This is a genomic window from Priestia koreensis, assembly GCF_001274935.1.
GTDB lineage: Bacteria > Bacillota > Bacilli > Bacillales > Bacillaceae_H > Bacillus_AG > Bacillus_AG koreensis.
The window spans coordinates 39,034-58,849 of sequence record NZ_LILC01000006.1; the positions used below are offsets into that span (position 1 = coordinate 39,034).

19 protein-coding genes are annotated in these 19,816 nt (G+C 35.6%); 17 read left to right on the forward strand and 2 right to left on the reverse strand.

The features are described 5' to 3' along the window. Positions 1 to 427: 427 nt before the first annotated feature. Positions 428 to 1,864 carry a hypothetical protein gene (locus AMD01_RS04935; RefSeq protein WP_053400304.1) on the reverse strand — a complete coding sequence of 479 codons (1,437 nt, stop codon included), beginning with the start codon at positions 1,862 to 1,864 and terminating at the stop codon, positions 428 to 430. A 445-nt stretch (positions 1,865 to 2,309) separates the two neighbouring features. Between AMD01_RS04935 and AMD01_RS04940 the strand changes: the two genes are divergently transcribed. The 5 genes from AMD01_RS04940 (at position 2,310) to AMD01_RS04960 (ending at position 5,783) form a co-directional block, all read left to right on the forward strand. After that, the gene (locus tag AMD01_RS04940) at positions 2,310 to 2,549 is read left to right on the forward strand and encodes a hypothetical protein (RefSeq protein WP_053400305.1); all 240 of its coding nucleotides are present in this window, start codon (positions 2,310 to 2,312) and stop codon (positions 2,547 to 2,549) included. A gap of 80 nt (positions 2,550 to 2,629) precedes the next feature. Continuing rightward, positions 2,630 to 3,376, forward strand: coding sequence for a type I methionyl aminopeptidase (map, locus tag AMD01_RS04945; protein WP_053400306.1), 747 nt, complete (start codon positions 2,630 to 2,632; stop codon positions 3,374 to 3,376). A 271-nt stretch (positions 3,377 to 3,647) separates the two neighbouring features. Next, positions 3,648 to 4,217 carry a hypothetical protein gene (locus tag AMD01_RS04950; RefSeq protein ID WP_157052621.1) on the forward strand — a complete coding sequence of 190 codons (570 nt, stop codon included), beginning with the start codon at positions 3,648 to 3,650 and terminating at the stop codon, positions 4,215 to 4,217. Positions 4,218 to 4,233: 16 nt separating this feature from the next. Continuing rightward, on the forward strand, positions 4,234 to 4,899 hold the full coding sequence (locus AMD01_RS04955) for a hypothetical protein (protein WP_053400308.1): 666 nt from the start codon (positions 4,234 to 4,236) through the stop codon (positions 4,897 to 4,899). Beyond that, positions 4,899 to 5,783 (forward strand): hypothetical protein, encoded by an 885-nt coding sequence (locus AMD01_RS04960; protein ID WP_053400309.1) that lies wholly within the window; start codon positions 4,899 to 4,901, stop codon positions 5,781 to 5,783. Before AMD01_RS04955 ends, AMD01_RS04960 begins: the two co-directional genes overlap by 1 nt. 61 nt (positions 5,784 to 5,844) lie before the next feature. Here AMD01_RS04960 and AMD01_RS04965 read toward each other — a convergent pair whose 3' ends face one another. After that, positions 5,845 to 6,321, reverse strand: a complete 477-nt coding sequence (locus AMD01_RS04965; RefSeq protein ID WP_053400310.1) for a hypothetical protein — start codon at positions 6,319 to 6,321, stop codon at positions 5,845 to 5,847. A gap of 524 nt (positions 6,322 to 6,845) precedes the next feature. On the opposite strand from AMD01_RS04965, the gene AMD01_RS04970 reads away from it, so the two are divergent. From AMD01_RS04970 to AMD01_RS05030, 12 genes are all read left to right on the forward strand, one after another. Beyond that, positions 6,846 to 7,724, forward strand: a complete 879-nt coding sequence (locus AMD01_RS04970; RefSeq protein ID WP_053400311.1) for a dynamin family protein — start codon at positions 6,846 to 6,848, stop codon at positions 7,722 to 7,724. Positions 7,725 to 7,733: 9 nt separating this feature from the next. Beyond that, the gene (locus tag AMD01_RS04975) at positions 7,734 to 9,989 is read left to right on the forward strand and encodes a dynamin family protein (RefSeq protein WP_053400312.1); all 2,256 of its coding nucleotides are present in this window, start codon (positions 7,734 to 7,736) and stop codon (positions 9,987 to 9,989) included. Next, on the forward strand, positions 9,986 to 10,462 hold the full coding sequence (locus AMD01_RS04980; protein ID WP_053400313.1) for a hypothetical protein: 477 nt from the start codon (positions 9,986 to 9,988) through the stop codon (positions 10,460 to 10,462). The genes AMD01_RS04975 and AMD01_RS04980 overlap by 4 nt, the downstream gene beginning before the upstream one ends. A gap of 71 nt (positions 10,463 to 10,533) precedes the next feature. Then, positions 10,534 to 10,824: a hypothetical protein gene (locus AMD01_RS04985; RefSeq protein ID WP_053400314.1), complete on the forward strand. Its 291-nt coding sequence runs from the start codon at positions 10,534 to 10,536 to the stop codon at positions 10,822 to 10,824. Positions 10,825 to 10,842: 18 nt separating this feature from the next. After that, entirely contained in the window at positions 10,843 to 13,929 is a 3,087-nt protein-coding gene (locus AMD01_RS04990; protein WP_053400315.1) for an ATP-binding protein, read from the forward strand. Next, the gene (locus tag AMD01_RS04995; protein WP_053400316.1) at positions 13,929 to 14,492 is read left to right on the forward strand and encodes an HNH endonuclease; all 564 of its coding nucleotides are present in this window, start codon (positions 13,929 to 13,931) and stop codon (positions 14,490 to 14,492) included. Before AMD01_RS04990 ends, AMD01_RS04995 begins: the two co-directional genes overlap by 1 nt. A 17-nt stretch (positions 14,493 to 14,509) precedes the next feature. Beyond that, complete coding sequence (locus tag AMD01_RS05000; RefSeq protein ID WP_053400317.1) at positions 14,510 to 14,926, forward strand: SMI1/KNR4 family protein; 417 nt, start codon at positions 14,510 to 14,512, stop codon at positions 14,924 to 14,926. Between the two features lie 268 nt (positions 14,927 to 15,194). Continuing rightward, entirely contained in the window at positions 15,195 to 15,419 is a 225-nt protein-coding gene (locus tag AMD01_RS05005; RefSeq protein ID WP_083446425.1) for a helix-turn-helix domain-containing protein, read from the forward strand. Between the two features lie 6 nt (positions 15,420 to 15,425). Continuing rightward, on the forward strand, positions 15,426 to 17,009 hold the full coding sequence (locus tag AMD01_RS05010) for a CpaE/TadZ family protein (protein WP_053400319.1): 1,584 nt from the start codon (positions 15,426 to 15,428) through the stop codon (positions 17,007 to 17,009). Between the two features lie 186 nt (positions 17,010 to 17,195). Then, entirely contained in the window at positions 17,196 to 17,507 is a 312-nt protein-coding gene (locus tag AMD01_RS05015; protein WP_053400320.1) for a DUF4258 domain-containing protein, read from the forward strand. Positions 17,508 to 17,547: 40 nt separating this feature from the next. Then, the gene (locus tag AMD01_RS05020; RefSeq protein ID WP_053400321.1) at positions 17,548 to 18,813 is read left to right on the forward strand and encodes a hypothetical protein; all 1,266 of its coding nucleotides are present in this window, start codon (positions 17,548 to 17,550) and stop codon (positions 18,811 to 18,813) included. A gap of 438 nt (positions 18,814 to 19,251) precedes the next feature. After that, positions 19,252 to 19,647, forward strand: a complete 396-nt coding sequence (locus tag AMD01_RS05030; RefSeq protein WP_053400323.1) for a hypothetical protein — start codon at positions 19,252 to 19,254, stop codon at positions 19,645 to 19,647. The last annotated feature ends 169 nt before the right edge of the window (positions 19,648 to 19,816 follow it).

The window sequence follows — 19,816 nt, forward strand, 5'->3', positions numbered from 1 at the left end:
GTGAAAAAAAGGCGGTTTTCTACTAAAAAAATTCACAATTAAAAGCGAAAAATAGCTGTGATTTTGTCTAAAAACAGCAAAAAGAGGGGATTTATATTAAAAGTGACACTTTTGCACGGAGAAATGGAGCAAAAAACACTTTTGCACGGAAAACCTGCACAAAAATAGTGGAAAATCATACTTTTTGTCACATGATGTTCACAATTGAGGGGTTTAAGTAGCTAAAAAGTGTTCCAAATGTTCGTAGAGAGGGATTTAGGCTGAAAGTGACACTTTTGCACGGAGATTTGGTACAAAAAATTAAGTTCTTGTCACAAATGTCTCTACTTTATGAAAGAAGGACAAAAAAAGTTGCGCTATCCTCGTGACATAGATAAGGATTAACGCAACTTTGAATAGGATAAGGCCCTATATTATGTGCATTTAGCTATACAAGGCTGCCTTGTACAGTTTGATAAAACGATAATGGCGCATATTCATAATCACCAGACAACAAGTCTTGAACTTCGCTTTCTCCAACTGGAATAAAGGAGATTTGAAAAACTTGGCCATTTCTTTTATAGGATTGTACCGCTAATTTTTGTTCGACTAGTTCATCTAAAGCTTTCTCAATCTCAATTAAATTTTCGTTTTTACGGCGTTTTCTAAAGCGTACCTTTGTTGAAAAGTAAAGATAGTCACGAGCTACTGTGTAGGAAGAGTTCGTTTCGTAGCAGATCAATCTTTCCTTTTGCATAATGAATAATAAGTGATAGGCAGCATCTAAGCTTAATTTTTCTACTTTGTTCTTATAAATTCGGACAGTCTGACGCTGGATGTAATCACGATAAATGACTTCATTCACGTGAATCTCTGCAATTCTTGTTCCGTTAGGCATTGTTGTAATGTCTACAAAGTCAAAAATCCCATAGGCAAGCTTTTTATCTTCTTGTATTTTAGTCATACTGTAGTGTTTCATTTTGGTTATACGTTCTTCAATACTCTTATAATTGCGCTGGCTATCTGTATCGTATAGAGATTTAACTAAATCCCCAATTTTAATATGGATCACTTTTTGAGTAGCAAACAGTTCGTCTCGCTTACTCATAATTTCTAAAAAGACTTTGTAATCGAAGCGATCCAAATCACTTACTTTGTTACCTGTTTCTTCTGCATATTCTTTTTCTATAAGCAATTCATAATCTGTCCCATCTTCTGAGTTGTACAAGCTTGAAAAGTATTCTTTTCCTTCTTTTTTGAGTAATGGTTGTTCAACGATTAATTTAGCCCTTGAATTTGAGAAAAACGGATTTTCTACTGTCGAAAAGGGGCTTTCAATAATGTTTTGATGCTGATTGTTTTGGAATGACGGATCAAGCAAAGTTAAACCAATGATGATTGAAATGTCAGTCGAAATGGCTTTTTCCCTTTGCTTTTTCGTCTTTTGCGTAATATAAGCATAATCTGTAATTAGCTTTGAATCGTCTTCACACCATGCTTCTAAAACCTTTATGCGGCTATTAATCAATTCCTCTGGTGAAGAGACGTCTTCTTTAAATTGATTACGAAACAATTCTTCTCCATTTGTCTCGTAATACGGCAGCAATGCTTTATATTCGCCTATTAGTTCTCTATTCTTTTTAGGATCTTTCCTTTGAAAATCCCGAACGGCATTATCTAACCATCTTCTTTTTGTTCGACGTAAGAAATCCTTTTTCAGTGCACGTAAGGATTCCTGTACGTCTTTGTTTTCGTAATGTTGTTCATACAGAGGAAGGATAATGCTTTCCAAATCACTTTTCAAAGTCTCCTGGTATACAGTTAAGAGACGTAACTTTGATATTCGATCAATAACCTCTCTTACTAATAATGAAGAGAACTCCATGTTTTATAACCTCCCTTTAACGTGCGAAATGACCACTAAATCATTCGAGAAATACTACTCATTATTGGTCCGTTGTATGTGTATTATACAACGTTTACTTACTGTATTTCAGAACAATTCTTTATTTTCTCTTTCTAAATTGTGAAGGGTGTCTTCTAAATTGTAAATAAAATGTACAAGTAAAAGTGGGAAATTCCCACTGATTTTCTAACCTTGACCGAAAATACTCCCCATCTCAGGGAGCGATAAAGGACCGGGGTTAGTTCGTAAGTTGAAAATGAATCGTTCTTTTTTACATGAGAGGGTATTGAAAAATATTTGCAATTTGGTACAATAAGGAAAATAAGAACATGAGTTCGTGTTTGTGTAGGTCAATATTGAAAAGAGAAGAAAGTATACGTAAGAATTGAAATGAATAAATAGTATAAGGGTTAGAGGTGTGTGTATGAGCTATGTTGAAAGGTACACTGTGGAATTAGAAGATGGAACTTTTGCGTTATTTGGTCAATTTGTTGATGGTGAATCATCCAGTATCCTTGCTATGGGTGGTTTTTATAACGGAACACTGTTTCGCAAAGAGCAAGCGGTACTGAAATTTGAACAAATAAATAAAGGTGTATGGAAGTTCCTTGGAGAAACAAAGAAGGCGAAAGGAATCCGTAAAATAGAAATGCGAATGATATAGGAACTTCAATGTTTATGTTAGGCTGTGCAATGGTTATCTCTAACGAAATCACAATATAAAGAAAATTGGAGGAATCATATATGACAGTTGGAGGTAAGGAAGATATTGAAGGGTTAAAGGAAATTGGTAGGATCGTTGCTTTAACCATCAATGAAATGAAAAAGAAGATACGTGTTGGAATGACGACTAGGGAATTGGATGAAATCGGGGGAAGGTTTTTAAGAAATCACGGTGCCACTTCTGCACCGAAAATAACGTATAATTTTCCTGGAAACACATGTATTAGTATTAACAATGAAGTTGCTCACGGATTACCAGGAAATCGCAAGATTAAAGAAGGTGACTTAATAAATATTGATGTCTCTGCAGAGTTAAATGGTTACTTTGCCGATTCGGGTCAGTCTTTTCAGATCCCTTTGTATACTCCTTCTGTAACGCGTCTTTGTGAATATACACATGCCACTATGATGAAGGTTATTTCTTCACTCAAACACGGAGTGAAATTGAACGAAGTCGGAAGAATTATTCAAAATGAAGCGCGAAAAGGTGGTTATAAGGTCATTTCGAACCTATGTAGTCATGGTATTGGAAGGGCTCTACACGAAACGCCTGAAAGTATTCTTCCTATTTACGATAAGCATGATAAACGTGTGTTAAAAGAAGGTATGGTAATTACCATTGAACCTTTTTTATCAACTGGAGCAGAATATACCATTGAAGGTTTGGACGGATGGACCTTATATACGCCTAATAATAGTCTTTGTGCCCAATATGAACATACAATAATTATCACAAAGGACCAACCGATCATTACAACAGTGGCTTAAAAGTTGTTTTTTGATGTTGATCCACATGGATATTATACTTATTCCGTTGAGTGCTTATATCTGTATAGTATGCAGACACATGACTAGCTTTTAGGGATGAAGTAAAGAAATAATATGGTGAAATTAACTAGTTTATAGTATACTAACAGTAATTGAATTTAAACCAAAATGGGAAGACCCCAATGAGCTGGCAAGATATCTTGCTTAGTTTGTTGGGGTCTTTTTGCCGTTTATCACACTGAGAAAGGATGATTTGCCCGTGCAGTATCGAATGGAAATCAAAAAAGAACGCCTGCGGGACCTCATTTTAGCTTGTTTACTTGCAGAGGGAGAAATAGAAAGAGGAATGGATGGAGAACTAACTCTAAGTGTTGAGATGAAGTGCAATGTGTTGTCTTATTTAGAAACTTATATAAGTGAGTATGACTTAGGTGAAAGTACAAAAATGAGCGCGAAACGTGGACAAGTAAAGATTACAAGCAATGATATGGAAGCAATCTATGCTAGTTGGTATCAAGGCGGCTTTAAAATCTTTAGTAATCGGATGAATCCCAAAAATATGACCTTCCAAGCTATTATTTTATCGCTTAATTTATTTGGCGTAAGGAAGTATGAGTCCCTTCACCTTAAAACCTCTATTCAAAAAGAGAAGCTACCTATGCTGACTCATATTCTTCGTTATCATATCGGAGACGTGTCAATTGTACCTGGTCAAAGAGAAATAAAAATTTTTAATGTCGTTCAGTTATTCGGCGAACATATTAATCAATTAACCGTAATGGACAGTTTTTATTTATTTCGCTTCTTATCTGTGCATGACCGAAAAAAATTAAGAGCGTGAGAAAGGGGGGAGACAAATGAAAGGAAAAGTGATGAGTATTCTCGCATTTTCGATTTTCCTTGCAGGCTGCGGGGGAGATGCGGTTTCACAGGAAGCGAATAAAGCTGAAAAAGTGGCGGCTAGAAAACAATCCAGTGAGAAAAAAAGTGACATGAATGAGGACAAAGCCATTGAAGCGTTTTATGAAGTGCGTAAGCGCCCAATGGATGAGGTAAACAAAGAAGCGGCAACGGATGAAGTACAAACCAAAGATCCGAAGGCCTATAAAATTGTTCCAGCGGATCATTATACGAATGCCATGGACTTTCAATACTTTGTAGGAGAATACCTCCAAAATTTCTATAACGGAACCATATCGGATAAAGACATGCTAAAGTTCTACCAAAATTACGGCTCAAAGGATCGAAAAGAGTTTATTTTCTCCAACGAAGCCAATTCGAAGAAAATCTTTCATACCATCGTGAAGGAACGAAAGAAAGCTAAACAGATCGTTGAGAGCTATGTATTAACCGATTTAGAGTTCGATGATACCGGGAATGAAGCTTACTTCTACCGCAAGCAAATCACAGAGGATCGAAAAGAAATTTACAATGTCACCACTATCCGAAAAGAGGATAGGTATTGGACATTTGATATGGACGAACCAAGTCCAGCATTCGTTGAAAAAGAGGAGACGAAATAATGAAACAAAAATTTGATGCATTTACCCATACGACGAACCGTTTAGAAGCCCTTTATCGTCATGATGAGAGCTTTCGCCAACAGTTAGATCAATACAAGGGCTTTTATATCGCAAAGTTCTGGGATCTTATTACATCGGAACATGATCGTAATCGATTTGTAGAACGATTCCTTGAAGCCTTTGATTCCCAATTCTTTAATGGCTATTTTATTGCCACTGAAATTCTTCACCATGAGGAAACCGTGATGCCAAATGAATGGTTCCAACAACCAAGCGGGACGATTAAAGAACAGATTCCAGGGTTTATCAAACGAGCGCTTGGCGGGGAATTTGATGAACAAATGAAAACGACTCTTTCTCAACGTATTTTGTCATGGGCGATTCAGGAATTTGAGGACATTCGTCCCATCATCAATCAAGCCTATTGGGAAATTGTCTGCTTAGGAGCGGAGCAAGCGTTTCGAGATGAAATGTTTGAGAGACAAGTCGAAGTGATGGAAGAACAAGAGATCGTAAGAGGGGCGTTACATCGCCTAGATGACTTTTATTTTGTTGATCCACAGAAATACTTTGCGCCCGATCAAAAAAGCGCTGAAATGGAAATATGGAGCTTACACACATGGTCTGCGATTGAAGCACTCGTCAGTAAGGTTGGGGAACTCATGATCATTAACCGTCGTATCATTGATGCAGACAGTGCGGTAAATATCCGTCTCTATTTAAAGAGCACCATCCATGACAATGAACGAATGAAGATCGTCGAACATGTTTTATACCAGCTGTCACAACGTTTGAATCTTGGGCAGGAGCACTTTATGGTGGACATTGCCATCATTGAGGATTTCTATTTGCTAACTAGTAATGCCGTAAGCGTAACAGAATAAAGATGATAAAAGACAAATAGAAAAGAGGTTACGTGCCATGAGCATGTAACCTCTTTTTTGGTCATAAGTAAATCCCTTCACTTCGCATATGACCACGTAACGCATGGAATACCATTTTGTGAGTGGAAAGTTTGCCTGTAAGCAAAACCTCATTCAAAACCGTACTTACGCACATGGCTGCATATCGATTGGTGATTAAGCGCTGTGGTTCAGACGCTAGTAAAGCGGAACAAGACAGTTGAGAAGGGGCAATTTCATCGTTGTCCTCCAAGATATTCGGATAAACGGATGCAATGGGTTCACAGATGACTTTTTGGCCAATTTTCAATCCACAAACTAATTGACCTGTATAACTGCTTTTGTCATATGTCTCTTTTTCTTCTTTACTCCATGTTTCCTTTATAGGGTTTCCTTCTGGTATCGCAACCGCTTCATTCCCTACATCAATATATAATAAGTCTCCTTCATGCTCTTCAAAAAATTGATGAAAGATCGCTCGGCTATAATTGTTTTCAACGTTTGAAATGAGAATAGGCAAGTAGAATCGTCCTGAAGCTGCTTCTAAGTATTCCTTATAAAAGAGTGTTTCAAGGGTATCAACACTTTCTACATGTTCAAATGAATAGCTAGAAACTTGAAGCTTATAAGCGCTTCAAGTTTCTAGCTAATACATCTGCTTTCTTCAAGGCCACGTCTTTCGGAAGAAACAATTGATTGTTTAGGTTTTTCCCGACAACATTAGGGTCATTAAGGACGTACTTTCCCACTTTTTGCATACAAAAGATCTGGTGGGTAACTTGGGGGCTTTGAAAAACTGTCCAGATAACTATGTAGGTACTTTCACCATAAATGATAGTGGGATAAATAGTGATTTATGGTTTTTGGAAATATTCAAGAAATATTCATTGCAAAAAACCAAAAGTAACTGTTGAAAGATTAAAGAGAATATTCTTGGGTTATGAAAAAAGAAGGGTGTTTTAGGATTTTTTTTGCGTCTTTAGAACTATTAATTGGGAAATTTGATACAATAGTATTGGTGAATTTTAATTAGGATGTGATTAAATGCCTGAAGAAGATTTAGTTAAATGGAAACCTAATATTCTGAATAAAGCTAATGTTTATAGTTATTTAGTCGTGGGTACAATGAGCGCTGGAAAGTCGACTTTTTTAAATAGTCTAATAGGTCTTGAAATTTTTCCATCTAAAAATGAGGCATGCACCTCAAAAGTTATTTCATATTTTGCTAACCCTGATATGAAAAGTTTTCTATATTTAAAAAATAATGCTAAAAAACCATCGCTTAGAAAAAAGTTAGATACTTCTCATCTAGATAAGTGGAATAAAGATGAAAAGATAAAAGAAGTTATAATTGAAGGTCCAATAAACACAAATCAGGGAACACATTTTTGTGTGATAGATACACCGGGACCAAATAATTCGATGGATAAAAATCATGAAGTAGCAATGGAAAGAGCAATTCAAAAAAGTAACTATAAAAAGGTTTTCTACATTTTGAATGCTAGTCAGCTAGGGACAGAAGATGATCAACGATTGTTACATTTTATCAAAGAAAATTGTGGTGAAAAAAAGGTATTGTTTGTTGTTAATAAGTCAGATGTAATTGATGATACGCAGGAGGAAAATCTTACACTTATATCCAAAAGTGTGGAGAAATATTTAACTCAAAATGGCTTTAAAGTGCCGAAGATTTACTTTGTTTCCTCATTAGCTGGGTTACTAGCCATGAAGGTAACTAATAATATAGAGATTACTAGAAAAGAATCTAGGGATTATCAGCGATTAATAATGCTGTTAGATAAAAAACTTTCAGAATATAACTTAAATGTTACTAACAGAAGTTCCTCTAAAACAAAAGCAGCAAGTTTTGAAGACCTTTTATGGATACGTTCAGGAATTCCTGAGATATTGAATATACTTTGAGGTGAAAAAATGAATATTTTAATGAAATATAATCCCTATAAAGTTGAAACACAGCTTTGGTTTAATAACGAAAACTTAATGGAAACAACTAAATTGGGTGCTTTTAAGCATGATCGACTACAAGTTTGGGTAGAGAGACTATTCCCGATGCTAGTAGATGAGTTAAATGATGATACATTTATAATGGAGTTTATCGGTACACTGCCGGATTTTGAAGATATACGGCAAGTGAAAGTCTTTTATCCAAATATTGAATTAGAGCATATCCCAGTTGAAGAAGTTAATGACAAATTTACACAACTAGAAGCGCTTGTTCAAATGATGAAAGAAGGTCCATTTGAACAATTGAAAGATGAAAAAATTGAATTGAATTTTCAAAAAGCCTTAAATAGTGAATTTGAAATTGCTGTTATCGCAACGATGAGTTCAGGTAAGTCGACATTAATAAATGCCATTCTAGGTCAAGAACTAATGCCATCTAAAAATGAGGCATGTACGGCAAAAGTTTCGCGTATAAAAAATAATCCTAATATAGAAAATTATTCAGCAGTGGCTTATAGCGAAAATGGTAAGATACTAAAAACTATTACAAATGCAACAGTCGAAGATTTCACTCTATTTAATGATGACCCTGCAATTCAATTAATAGAAATTGAAGGAAATATTCCTTCTGTAAAATCTGGAAAAATGAATTTGATATTAGTAGATACACCAGGGCCAAATAACTCAATGGACGGATCACATAGGCAACATACATTATCAGTTATTAAAAGTGATGACAAACCAATGGTGCTATATGTATTAAATGCTACGCAGTTACGGACAGATGATGATCTGGCATTACTGCGAACAGTAGCAGATGCAATGGCGGTTGGTGGTAAGCAATCTAAGGACAGATTTATTTTTGCAATGAATAAATCTGATGAGTTTGATCCAGAAAAAGGAGAAAGCATTAGTGGCGCTATGATTGGTGTAAAAGAATACTTAGAACAACAAGGTATTGAAAACCCAAACATATATCCAGTTTCGGCTCAAATTGCGAAAGTAATTCGTAAGAAAAAGAACGGTTTAAATTTAACTCGATCTGAAAATGGAGATTACTTTGCGAAAGATCTATTCCTCGAAGAACCAACGATGCATTTAAATCAATATGCACCACTAAGCCCGTCCTTGAAAAATAGTATTGAGAATCAAATTTTGAGATCAAATGATAAAGATGATATGGTTGTTCATTATTCAGGAATTACAAGTATTGAAGCGTCTGTTAATGAATATTTAGAGAAGTATGCTGTTACATCTAAAATTACGAACGCCGTTAATACATTCCAACGCATTGTTGAACAAGAAGATATGAATAACAAACTTAAACAAGCTATTCTAGAAGACTCAGAACAACGTGAAGAAATTGCACGTATTATGAAAACAATAAAAAAAGAATTAAATAGTGGTAGTAAAGCGCAAGAGTTTAAAACGAAAATTCAAAATGTGGAGTTAAAAGCTGATGAATTTTTTGCACCTACAAATAAAAAGGTGTTTAAACTATTGTCTGATATTAGTAAAAAGCTTCGAAGCAATGACAAAATAAAAAAATACGAAGCTGAAATTCTTTTAGCTAAAGCACAAAAAGAAGTCTTGATGTTGCAAGATGATTTAGTGACGGATTTAGAAAAAACAATCAGCAATGTTCTACATTCAACTGCTGAACGCTATGTGAATGAGTATCGTACATATATTCAAGGAATCACGAGATTTGAATCAAATAAAATTAAATTAAATAGTTGGGATAAGGCATTAACAGCCGATAGTGTAGACGTTGATGACTTAATGGGGCGCTTCAGTTACAAAGAGGAAGTAGTTGTTGGTACGAAAACTGTACTTAACCCAGAAAAAAAGTGGTATACGTTCTGGAGACCGAAATATGTAGAGCGCAATGTTTATGAAAATGTCGAATATGTGAGTATGAAAAATTTATCTGAAGAATTTTTATTACCAATTGAAGAACAAGTAACAAATAATATCCATAATGCAATTAAATTTACGCAGGCAGAGTTAAAACGATTACAACAATTCTTTATTGCTGAAATTGATCGTTTAGAGGGAATTTTAAAAGAACGAGTTGATGAAATTAGTAGACTAGCAAATCAGCGTGAACAACTAGAAGAACAATTAGAAGAAAATCGAGAGAAACAAAAATGGTTAGATCAATTTATGGAAAAACTAAATAATATTTTAGAACTCAAAGAAAGGGAAGTTATAAAATTATGAGTAAATTAGATCAAGCAATTACAGAAAAGAACATAGTCCGATTACAAAATTTATTAAAGGCCTATTTAACTGGTGATCCTACAGACTCTAACGAAACGGTCAAAGAGAGTCTTCAAAAAATCCAAGTAAACGGGATTGATATATGGCAACATCATGACGGGAAAATATTGCATACATCCTCTAAAGAATCTTGGGATGAAGATTATTTTGTGGATTTACAAGTGGATTTACGAATGAATTTTTCAAAGGAGCGTTTCTTACACATACTAGAGGTAGGAAAAAAAGTATACGCAAATCCAGCAAAACAATTAGCCACAGTCACACACCATGCTTCTCGTCCAACTGCTCAAAAAACTTACATTAAACTGGCGGACAGTGGAAAAAAGAAATCAGCCCTCCTGTGGGGAACAGTAGCAGTGGGGGCCGTTATTCTAATGGCCGTAGTTATCAAAATGATCAATTCGAACAATTAAAATACACAGCAAATAAATTTTTTGAATATCTTGATGAACTTAGAGCAATAGGTAAGCAACCATCGCAGAAATTGGTTGGTTTTATATGTAAACTGGCTGATGGTGAATTTGTTCGTCATGAGGATCTTAAAAAGTTTGAACTTGAGAGTAAATTATTGAATCAAACAATTTCAGAGTTAGAGCATGAACGTTCACAGAAAGAAGCGCTCCAAAAAGAGTTAGAGCTTTTAAAAGAGAATTTTGAACAAGTTAGAACTAATCGTCAATTATTTACTGAGTCATTCGATAATATTAAAAATAAATTTGATGAAAGTGCAAATAGAACTAAAAATGACATTGGTGGAATAGTAGAGTTCGATTAATTTGGAGGAAAAAATGTAATGAACAATTTAATGACGCTTGAACAGCAAGTAGAACCTGCTTTAAATAATGCCACTAAGTTCATGGGGAAATCTTACTTACACGAATTGAGTAATCATAAAATAGTTAGTGTAGCAAAAGATATGATTTATAATGAGTCGAATGTAGGGCGCTATATTCGACTCTTCCAAATAGAAAAAATTGTCTATGATAAAAATGAAGATATTAATGAGAAATTAGTAAATGTATATAATGCTCTAGGAAATTTAAATAATTCATTAATTGTAATTATTGATAGTAATGGTAGCGAAGTGAATTTTTATTTAGGTACACGTTCAAGTCAGGTGTCTATTGCACAAGAAATCATGCAGAAAAGCATGAAAGGAAATTTTCCTGGTACAAAGTTGAATAAACTAAAAAATAGTAATTATACAAGTCTCATAAATAATGTTATTTCTGGAAATAAAGAACGTTTAAGAAGAACAGTTGTAAGTGTATCGGGAATACCTGCTATGAAAGATACTGAAAAAACAACGTTTGTACAGGGGCTTGAAAAGTTAATCAATGCGATGTATGGTGAAAAGTTTTCCGCAATTTTAATAGCTGATGCAGTCTCAGTAGATCAAGTTTCTGAAATTAAGCAAGGGTATGAAAATATGTATTCCACTTTATCAAAATTTCAAAAAGTAGAGTATACTGCTGGCAAAAACGAAAGTCTCGCATTAGCTGAGGGAATTAGTGAAGGAGTTACCGATTCAATAAATGATAGCATTGGTTTAACGCAAAGCTATACAAAGTCTCAGACTGATGGTACAAATAATTCGAGTACTAAAGGTTCTTCAAAAGGAGCGTCATTTACACCATTAGGTATTGGTGGTAATGCAGGAAATAATAAAAGTGAAACGTTTGGTTTAAACCATTCTAAAACCTTTTCAGATACAGGGGGTACTACTAAGACAACAGGCACTTCCAAAACAACGGCACAAAACGTTACAAATAGTTCTACAACGACAGAGGGATCTAGCCAAAGCTTTCAAGTTCATATCGAAGATAAGAGAATTACTGAATTATTAGAAAAAATCGATTTACATTTAGATCGCTTAAATAGTGCTTCTGATTTAGGATTATGGCATTATGCTGCATACTTCCTAGCAGATGATGAACAAACGGCTACTGTAGCTGCTACAAATTACCAAGCAATCATTAGAGGAACAGAATCATCAATTGAGGGTTCTGCAATAAACGTATGGAATTCTGAGCATATCAATAACTTACCTGTTCGTGAATCCTTAAAACAATTACAGCATCCAAAGTTTCACATTAATCAAGCTGGTTTAGATTTAGTGACAGGTAGTACACTTGTTAATACGCATGAACTTACCATTGCCTGTAGCTTACCAAGAAAATCGATAAAAGGTTTACCTGTTGTAGAAATGGCTGAGTTCGGTCGAGGTGTTTCACTCTTATCAGAACAAAAACAGATGCACGTAATGGATCTTGGATATATATATCATATGGGGGAAACTGAACAATCACCTGTTCAACTTGATATTAATAGCCTAGCTATGCATACCTTTGTAACCGGATCAACAGGTTCGGGAAAATCTAATACAATTTATAGAATGTTAGATGAATTAATGAAAGTAAATATTAAATTCCTTGTAATTGAACCAGCAAAAGGCGAATACAAAAATGTATTTGGTGGTTATCAAAATGTAAATGTATTTGGTACTAACATTAGGCATACGAAGCTACTAAAAATTAATCCATTCTATTTTCCTGAAAAAATTCATGTATTAGAGCATATTGAAAGATTAATTGAAATTTTTAATGCTTGTTGGCCGATGTATGCTGCTATGCCTGCCGTGTTAAAAGAAGCAGTTGAAGAAGTGTATCGCAGTTGTGGATGGCAACTTGAAACCTCGATGAACTTTAATAGAGTTGCACATTATCCTACTATGAAGCAATTGGTTGAAGTCCTTCCAAGGGTAATTGAAAAATCAGGTTACTCTGAGGAAGTAAAGAGTAATTACATTGGGGCTTTAGTAACACGTGTAAAATCTTTAACTACGGGCTTATTAAGTAATGTATTTGTAGGAGATGAAGTAGATAATAGACTGCTATTTGATGAAAATTGTGTTATTGATTTAAGTTTAATTGGCTCTGCTGAAACAAAATCACTTGTAATGGGTATTATTTTTATGCGATTACAAGAGCATCGAATGGCTTTTGCTGAAGCAATGAATGTACCATTGAAGCATGTCACAGTCTTAGAAGAGGCACATCATCTGTTACGAAGAACATTGGATGTACAATCAAATGAAAGTGCTAATTTGCAAGGTAAATCGGTAGAAATGATTACGAATAGTATTGCAGAAATGCGTACGTATGGAGAAGGATTTATTATTGTAGATCAATCTCCAAGCCTTTTAGATTCATCAGCTATTCGTAATACAAATACGAAGATAATACTACGTCTCCCAGATGCTACTGATCGTATTTTAGTGGGAGGAGCTGCAGGCTTAAATGAACAACAGTTAAATGAAATTGCAAAGTTGCAAACAGGTGTTTCGGTAGTATACCAAAATAACTGGTTAGATTCAGTTTTATGTAATGTTCATGAATTTAAATCCCCAAAGCCTTATAGTTACTCATCTGATATAAAAGCTCAATTAAGAGAGCGTAGAGAAGTGGCTTCATTTGTATTAACATCGTTATTATCTAAAAAATACAATTCAAAACTTTTAATAGAGGCATTGAATGAAAATTCAAAGCTAAATACAATGTTGAAAATGCAATTATTAGAAGAAGTAGCGAATAATTTCTCACAATTGAGTGTATTAAAAAAGGGTAATGAAGCAATGTTAGGAGAGGTTTTTAATAGTTATATCTCTGCCGAAGAAATTATTGCATTTGCAAGTACAAGTTACACATTTGAAGATTTTGATTATAAATTTAACAAAGCAATCGCAACTTATATTGGTCATCATGAGTTCAAAGAGCACATTCAAGAATGTTTAATGATTTATTATTGCAAGTTAAATCCGTCATTTAGAGAATATTACTTGCAATGGTTTGAGCATAAACAGGGAGGTGTGATTATTTAATGTCGATAATTGGCAGTTCATTTGTAGAAGTTATTAAGGCAAACACTGAAGTCATTAAAGAAGTACCTAAAGTAGAAACTCAGAATGATTTACCTACTTCAAATATTGAAGAAGTTAAAATACAAGCGGATTCAAGTGAAACGAGGTATGTTATTTGTAGGAATGAATCTTTAGAAGGAGATCGACATCCCATAACAGGTATTGAGTTTGAAAAAAAAGAAGTTGCATTACCTGATGGAACACGTATAGAAGGAGTGTTTCCTAAGTTCGACTCATTATTTGATGCAAAATTAGATGAATCACAATATGAGGAAACTGACGCGAAACAATTTAAGGGGGCAAATAGTCAATTGAAAAATGCCATTGAAAATGACCTCGGAATCAGAGGGCAATTTACAGATGAGCAAATCGAGCAAATTGAAGCTGGTGATACACCTGAAGGCTATGTATGGCATCACTCAGAGGAAGCGGGAACTCTCCAACTAGTTGATTCAACTATACATGCTCAAACTGGTCATACTGGTGGTCGTAGTATTTGGGGTGGGGGTAATGATAGTCGTTAAACTAGGAGGTAATCATAATGATGTGGGTTTTAGCCAAACCATTAGAAAACATGAAATTACTGAAAGAATTTGAAGAAAAAAATAGCATCCAATTTCCAAAAAGTTATATTGAAGTTGTAGCGAATTACAACTATGGGCGTCCAAGACCTAATACATTTGATACAGATCAAACAAAAGAACGTATTGCAAAAGCTCTTTTATCCTTCAATAAAAATCATTTAGAAAATATTTGGCATACATATGATGCTGTATTAAAACAATTACCTGCAGATGCTTATCCGTTTATGATTGATCAATTTGGAAATTATGTTTGCTTTTACTATGATCCATTATTAGATAGTCCATCGATAATCCTCTTTGATCTTGAAAGCCAAAAAGTCGAAAAGGTAGCAGATACTTTTGAACAATTTTTAACAGTGTTTTATGAGTTGTAATTAACTTTTAGTACAAAAGATGTCCGAAAGGCAAGTTGATAATAGTAAGCTATCATTTCAACAATAAATACAAACTTGTAGCACCTCCTTCTTTGATCAAGATATCAATTAGGCAAGATATTTTTCCGTATATGGATTTTTTAAAAAAATCCGTGGTATAATAAACAAATAATCGACGAATTAAATAGAAAATAAAAGCGAAAACCGCTAATAAGCCTCTTTTAGAAGAGGTCTATTAGCGGTTTTTTTGTGAAGAAAGGATGAAAAAATGATGCAAGAGCAAAACATCAGATTTCGTGACATTACAATTGATGATGATGTTGAACGTCTCATGGTATTACGAAAACGATATAACTTAAGACAATATGAGCTCGCAAATGCAATAGGTGTAAGTGAAAACTACTTAGGCGCTATTGAAAACCGCGTCAATCCGCTAACGAAAAAAATGATTCGTAAACTCGATACGTACCTTGAAGAAATGTTATGGAGGTAAGTCTTGATGGACTATATGCTGATTTGGCTTAATGATCCCAAACAAGAAGAGGAGCTTGTGTCTGCATTTCACCCGTTATACAAATGTGAAATTGGATCTCCAAAATCTTATTTAGTATTACTAGAAGAAAAAAACCCTCGCTATTTCATCATTTCAAGCCATATTGCCAAGTCGCTTGATTTAAATAAAGTGGATGTTCATGGAACACTCATCATTATAGGTGAAACATTAGATATACAAAGTAGGAATCAAGTTGTTTTTCATTCGACACTGGCTGCGGTAAAAACCTATATCTATACGGAAGAAGCGGCATCCACACCTTATGAAGGAGAGGAAGAAGAAATACTTGAACCTAGTCCTCCTGCACAAATTTCTGAGCATGATTCAAGTAAAGTCATGAGAACGATTGAACCGACTGAAACAACCGAACCCAATCATGAAAAAATAGAAGCAGTAGAGAAGAAGGACAATGCCGATGAACCATTACAAACGGAAGAAAAGATGAAAACAGATGATGATCAATCAATAGAAGTAGATCCTACAGAAGAACGAAAAGAAGAAGAAGCACAGACACTCGTGAATGAAGTGCCAAAAGAACAGAGAGTCATTCGTTTCAACTCTGCTGTAAAAAACCGAACGAGTCCTTCTGTCGAGCCAACTTCTTCAACAGATGAAAGGGGAGACTTGCAAAACAATGAGGTTCTTACTCACACAGCCGAAGAGAAGCCACAAGATCATCAGCTTAACACGTTAATTAAACGAACCAGTGAAATTCGCAAAGAGGCCTTCACAAAAGCAACGTGGGATGAAAACAAAGTGATTGGAGTATGGTCACCTTTACATCGTATCGGAGTCACCTCTTTTATCGCGACGTTTGCGATGTTTCTAGCGAATGAACGCTCACAAGTAGGCGTTTTAGAAGCGCCTAGCAAAGCCTATTATCTGAAACAGCTATTGGAGCGCTATAAATCAATCCCTGACGGCTGGAATAGTTTTGCTCGTGCTATATTTGATCCTAGCATTCCAGCCACAAGCATCAACTATATCTACAAAGGCGTACAGTGGATTCCACTAGATGAAGGAGATCATGAGTTAGAGTGGAACACCGATGCCCTTTATCACTACGTGAATAGTACGCGTGTCTTTGACTTCGTGCTGATTGATTTACCAACGGGCGAAATCGGAGAGATATATCGTCCTCTTCTAGGACAGTTAGATGAATTATGGATTATAGTGGATGATTCGTATTTACAAATTAAAGGATGGAAGCAATATATTGATCAAATGGTCAAAGAATACAATCTACCTAGCTACCTCATCTTCAATAAAGTAGAGCCCTTTAGCCAACAAGAGGCATTATCTGAGGATTTGGAACTGCCACTGCTGGCTGCACTTCCACCCTTGTATCAAGAATGGGCAAAAAATCAGTATGAAAATGCACCGATCCTCGCCAATCATTCGGTCTTTGAAAAGCTGGAAAAACCGTACATGCAATTAGCCGCGCACGTATTGGGATCAGCAGATTTAACGAAACACTGTTCTAAATATTCATTGTTAGGGAAATGGAAAAGATTGTTTAAAAAACGTTGATTAAGAGGAAGGACCATGCTAAGATAAAGCTATCTATTTTTGTACTTATTATTTGCAACCATTTTTGGTTAGCGGTTTCTTATCAAAAAAGCGGTCTTTGGATCGACGTCTTCACACCATAGGTGTGACTATCTGTCGTCCTTAGAGCGCTTTTTTTTATTTTGATCAAAGGATGTGAGGGAAGAAATGAAGATTTTACAGGAGATTAAAAAGGTGTTAATGGGTGGAAACGGTTATTTTGTGATCGGTCACCATGTAAAAAAACGATTGCTCGATCGTGGGTACGTCAAAGGAGACATTATAGGGGTTATTTACAATGGAAACGTCGTGGAAGTTCAATACGATCAAACATTCAAAACGCTTAAATATGTCATCGCTGGAAGTGATTTAGATGGTCATCCGATGGTCATTGTAGTCGCACGGCTACCTCAACATGTATTTAAGGTAGTAACCGTCATGCCTCCACTGGATAAGAATCGCTTTGATCGGTGTATTTAGCACAAGAGAAGAGAACGTAAATTGAAAGGGTGTAGAAAACATGAGAACATTACGAAAAACGAAATTAACAGGCTGGTTTGAATTTATGCGCCAAAATTGCCCGATCTGTAACCATCATGGTGGCTGCATGATTCATGAAGATGGCGACCGTGTGGCGTGTATTCGGGTCGAGAGTGAGACGATCTTTAGTAAAAATTCGGCTTTACCCTCTTATCTCCATTACTTAAATGGGGATAAGCGTAAACCGAAAATTCAATATGATGGGCCATCGTATCAAAGTGAAAAGAAAGCAGCGGATGCCGAATTAAACAAGGTCTATCGAACGTTGTTGCATGCATTACCACTAGAAGAAGGTCATTATCAACATTTAACATCGGATAGTCGTCAATTAACGGATGAGCAAATAGCCGTAAGAGGATATAAAAGCTTTCCAGAAAAGCCATGGAATGTCGTAAAAGAAATAGGAGATAGCTTGTACATGGAAGATTTCACAGGTGTCCCAGGTTTTTACGAACAACAAACAGAGCGTGGATCGTATTTCACCCTAAATGGGAGAAAAGGAATCCTCATTCCGTTCCGTAATCATAAAAATGAGATTGTCGGCTGTCAGTACCGTATCGATCAACCACCTAATGAAGTGAAAGTAGACGCTTACCAACAGGGACTAAGCGCAAAGGTTATTCAACAACCTAATAAAGTCGAAGTATCGTATGAAGGGAAAATCATTGGTGAGTATGAACTGACGCTAGGACAAGGAAAAGTCATGTCCATTAATGGAAAAGTCTCTCTTGGCATGATTACACTGGTCAAAGGCATGAGGTATTATTGGCTTTCTTCTGCCAATAAGAATAAAGGGACAGGAGCAGGAGAACCAACCCCTGTACACATTTCTGTTCCGAGTGAGCGCTTAAAAACATGGCATACAGGTACCCCTCTGCAAACGAAAAGGATTTGGGTGACCGAAGGGCCCACTAAAGGTGATATTTCGTCAGATTTGTTAGGTACATTATATACACCTGAAGAACTAAACGAATTAGGCGATACGTTTTTAAGTGTTCCTGGTGCAAATTCATGGCGCATTATGCTTCCAACCTTAAAAGAAATGGGTGTGGAGCATGTCAACCTAGCGCTAGACGGGGATGCCGCACGTAACCCTTATGTGAAAAAACACTTATTCGAATGTGCAAAAGAGTTAAAGGCACTTCAATTAACTTGTAGTATCGTCCTTTGGAACGTGGATGAAGCGAAGGGAATCGACGATTGTCTTTTGTTGAAAAAGCGCCCAATCGTAAAACGATTATTTTAGGAGGAGCAAACAAGCGATGATATATTTCTATGAAGCAACGGATATAGAAAAAGGTGAATGTATATATTTTGGATCAAACCGTGAAGAGTTAGTAAAGAGATTACATCATCACATGGTTAGTCAACATGATCTTGATCTAGGAGATCAAACCATAAAAGAACTAAACGATCTTAATGAACCATTTCTAAGCATTTTTGGAATTGAAGTGATCTATCAATAACAACATGACTAAAAAGCATGAACTACTTCACCGTAGTTGATGCTTTTTTGTTTTTAACTATTTTTTAAAAAAATGGTTGATATTACCTCGATCATCTTATATACTGAGGATATCAAAAATTTAGCCAACGGGACGCCCCCGAGATGAACGGTATTAGAACCTTATCTAATACCTTCGTTTCGGGGGCTTTTTTTTTGGCTTGAAAGGGGGTGACAAAGATGGAAAAACGCAAATTTAGCTTGAAAAGTCTGTTTTTAGCTCTAACCGCTATGATGATTCTGGTGATGGCACAACCAACTACAAGTTTGGCGACAGGTGCTGATGAATCTAAGAAAGCTTGGGAAAAAGCAGGAGTTACGACATCAAACATAGATAGTAAAGATTCTGGAGTCTTTAAAGATTTAACAAAGATGACGGGATTTATCATGGCAATCGGTGCATTCTGGATTATTGCCTGCATTATCTTTGCAGGACTTAAACTTTCTGCTGCACAAGGTGGAAATTCACAAGCTCGTACCGCAGGATTCATAGGACTGGGTATGGCCTTTATCGGAGGATTCGTTGTAATGAAAGCTTACGATATTGCGGGTTATGTGGCTGGTTTCGGAGGTTAACACCAAGCAATTATTTATTTCTTACAAGATCGTACATGACATTAATCAATATGATTTTTCTACACACACGTACAACAACTATTTTTTTACTCTCTCCCTTTATAGAAAATAGATTCCCCCCTCTATGGTAAGTCACTTACCACCTAGTGGGGGGATTGTTGTAAGAAAG

Bases quoted from the DNA above. Each gene is read 5' to 3' on its own strand.
- AMD01_RS05030 (WP_053400323.1), top strand. From the start codon at position 19,252: ATGGAAAAACGCAAATTTAGCTTGAAAAGTCTGTTTTTAGCTCTAACC.
- map (WP_053400306.1), top strand. From the start codon at position 2,630: ATGACAGTTGGAGGTAAGGAAGATATTGAAGGGTTAAAGGAAATTGGT.
- AMD01_RS04950 (WP_157052621.1), top strand. From the start codon at position 3,648: ATGGAAATCAAAAAAGAACGCCTGCGGGACCTCATTTTAGCTTGTTTA.
- AMD01_RS04940 (WP_053400305.1), top strand. From the start codon at position 2,310: ATGAGCTATGTTGAAAGGTACACTGTGGAATTAGAAGATGGAACTTTT.
- AMD01_RS04995 (WP_053400316.1), top strand. From the start codon at position 13,929: ATGTCGATAATTGGCAGTTCATTTGTAGAAGTTATTAAGGCAAACACT.
- AMD01_RS05015 (WP_053400320.1), top strand. From the start codon at position 17,196: ATGAAGATTTTACAGGAGATTAAAAAGGTGTTAATGGGTGGAAACGGT.
- AMD01_RS05005 (WP_083446425.1), top strand. From the start codon at position 15,195: ATGATGCAAGAGCAAAACATCAGATTTCGTGACATTACAATTGATGAT.
- AMD01_RS04980 (WP_053400313.1), top strand. From the start codon at position 9,986: ATGAGTAAATTAGATCAAGCAATTACAGAAAAGAACATAGTCCGATTA.
- AMD01_RS04970 (WP_053400311.1), top strand. From the start codon at position 6,846: ATGCCTGAAGAAGATTTAGTTAAATGGAAACCTAATATTCTGAATAAA.
- AMD01_RS04975 (WP_053400312.1), top strand. From the start codon at position 7,734: ATGAATATTTTAATGAAATATAATCCCTATAAAGTTGAAACACAGCTT.
- AMD01_RS04960 (WP_053400309.1), top strand. From the start codon at position 4,899: ATGAAACAAAAATTTGATGCATTTACCCATACGACGAACCGTTTAGAA.
- AMD01_RS05000 (WP_053400317.1), top strand. From the start codon at position 14,510: ATGATGTGGGTTTTAGCCAAACCATTAGAAAACATGAAATTACTGAAA.
- AMD01_RS04955 (WP_053400308.1), top strand. From the start codon at position 4,234: ATGAAAGGAAAAGTGATGAGTATTCTCGCATTTTCGATTTTCCTTGCA.
- AMD01_RS04990 (WP_053400315.1), top strand. From the start codon at position 10,843: ATGAACAATTTAATGACGCTTGAACAGCAAGTAGAACCTGCTTTAAAT.
- AMD01_RS05010 (WP_053400319.1), top strand. From the start codon at position 15,426: ATGGACTATATGCTGATTTGGCTTAATGATCCCAAACAAGAAGAGGAG.
- AMD01_RS05020 (WP_053400321.1), top strand. From the start codon at position 17,548: ATGAGAACATTACGAAAAACGAAATTAACAGGCTGGTTTGAATTTATG.
- AMD01_RS04935 (WP_053400304.1), bottom strand. From the start codon at position 1,864: ATGGAGTTCTCTTCATTATTAGTAAGAGAGGTTATTGATCGAATATCA.